The sequence below is a fragment of the Prevotella conceptionensis 9403948 genome (assembly GCF_000312305.1).
Taxonomy (GTDB): Bacteria; Bacteroidota; Bacteroidia; order Bacteroidales; family Bacteroidaceae; genus Prevotella; species Prevotella conceptionensis.
Map to the genome: position 1 here is coordinate 249,105 of NZ_HE999446.1, position 1,662 is coordinate 250,766.

General features: G+C 34.5%; 1 protein-coding gene and 1 pseudogene. Both read right to left on the bottom strand.

Annotation, left to right across the window (positions count from 1 at the left end; genetic code table 11):
* Positions 1-590, bottom strand: a pseudogene (locus BN93_RS17935) (hypothetical protein); the annotation flags it as partial.
* The coding region (locus BN93_RS07210) for a hypothetical protein (RefSeq protein WP_020424296.1) at positions 587-1,662 on the bottom strand (1,076 nt) is incomplete at its 5' end. The pseudogene BN93_RS17935 and the gene BN93_RS07210, both read right to left, overlap by 4 nt.

The following is a 1,662-nucleotide window of genomic DNA, read 5'->3' on the forward strand; positions in this document are numbered from 1 at the left end:
ATTGGATGCTTACTGAGAACTTCTATTATAGAATGATTCACAAACACTAACGTTCCATCCTTTTCTACTTGGACAATGTCTAAGTCTATCAGAAAGTCTATTTTATATTTCTGGTGTTCCTCATAATTGTTATAATTCACCTTTTTATGCTCCATCAGATTCACAAAAGAACCAAGCGACTCATTCTTGTACGGCTCTACATAGTCAAGCAAAGAGCCTGAATCAAATAGATTATTCAATATGTTCCCAATATCCTTGCTATTATTATTTGCCTCACAATATTTGCTTACGAGAAGACTCTTTGCGTCCGTCATCTTCATTGGCCTCAACAATTCTAAATATTCAGGGTCAATCTCGTCCTCTTCTACAAAAGTATTAAACTGTCTTGCAACATTATCTAACTCTGGAAATATCATTCTACATTTTGTGAGCCAATCGTCATTGCTATTAGGAAGTTTTATTTCTATACTTGGATAGCCAACTTTGTTTTTAAGGGTTTCGCTATAAAATTTACATAGGCCGTTCTCAAGCAGCCGATCTTGGCGATTAAGGCTTTGACAAAAGCCATATAGCTGATAAAGTGCAATCATATTTTTGTGCCTAAAACTACTATAATCAGGGTATGCCGTACTACTTTTATCCATAAGTAGAGGTATTCTAAACCTCCCATCTCGCAATGTTTATTTATCAAATTCAACATAAAGTGCTCGTTCAACCAATCAAAACTGCGATAACAGTAAAAGAGAAGCTCTTCATCTTTATACTTGCTTATACCATTTATATTGTAAGTATACGTTAGCAGCCCATTTTCATTACTTGAAGTAAAAGGGGGAGCCTTTTCTTCGTTAATAAAAGCCATTCTGAATTCAAACGTTGCCATTGCAGTTTGCGGATTGTCCAACAGCTCCATATTCAGCCGTTTTTCTAGTCTCTTTGCAACCAATCGAGTTTTGGCAGATAAAACAAACTTACCATCTTGGTTTTTAGCTTGACAAATAAGCCGCACATAATTTAAATTTGGATCAGAACTAGCTAAATATATTTGTATTATTCTCTCACTGTCAGCTACTGATAAGTTTGAAGGCAAGTAGATTTCATTGTCAGAATGTCCTAATGGCCGTGACACATATTTATCAAGTAAAATGTGTGCAGTTTCTTCACTTTCCATCAAGACCTTCTTTATCTCATTCTTAAACTTGTCAACCAGCTCTTTGCATGATAGTACAGCACGTAAATCATTTGTATTTTCCTTGATTATGTCCGACAACGTTTCAGGCAGAATGATCTTGAAACATTTAAACTGCGAGACTATTTTCCAAAAATATTTTTTATATACCCCATCTAGCTTAGAGTAGGACTCTTTAATGCAACTAGGAACAAGCGAATTTATATATTTAGCAATGATTGCATTATATGAACTAGTTGCGGCTTTCAGTTCTTGGTATTTCTCATTCGTCCATGTTGTCAAGCGACAATCCCCTTCAAGTAATTTACGTATACTCCATAATTCGATTATATCAACAAGTTCCATGTGCATAGAACTTTGTGACAATTCAGTTATTCGTTCCTCTACTAATTTAAGATAATGACCAATGGAAAGATCGTTACTCGAAAAATAGTGCACTCTATTCATATACTTTTCTATAAATAAATTATGTAACT